1 protein-coding gene is annotated in these 465 nt (G+C 62.4%); it reads left to right on the top strand.

The features are described from left to right. Positions 1-170: 170 nt before the first annotated feature. Positions 171-465: flagellar hook-basal body complex protein (locus AC066S_RS39255; RefSeq protein WP_478271971.1), on the top strand; the 295-nt coding region annotated here is incomplete at its 3' end.

Raw genomic sequence — 465 nt, forward strand, 5'->3', positions numbered from 1 at the left:
GGTGCAGACGATGCGGCACTTCGAATCGATGCAGAAGGTGGCGCTCGGCTATGACGAAATGACCGGGCAGGCGATCCGCAAGCTCGGGGAACTGTCCTGATCTTCTTCCGTGCGCCGGCACCAGTGCCGTCATGCACCGCCCTTGAATTTTTCGAAGGAACCCTTCTCCCATGTTCGATGCTTTGTACATCGGCGCCACCGGAATGCAGGCGCAGCAGCTCAACGTCGAGACGATCGCCAACAACCTTGCGAACGTGAACACCGCCGGGTACAAGCGGGCACGCGTGAGCTTCTCCGATCTCGTGGCCCGTGATCCTGCCCGCTCTGCTGCGATGGGCGACCCGGGCGCAGGCCTGCTGCAACCTACGCTGCGCCTGGGGACCGGCGTCGGGATCGCCGGTGTGTCGAAACTCTTCGACATGGGCGACATCAAGAAAACCGACGCACCTCTCGACATCACCGTGC

It is taken from the genome of Bradyrhizobium sp. CFUWI (assembly GCF_056429085.1).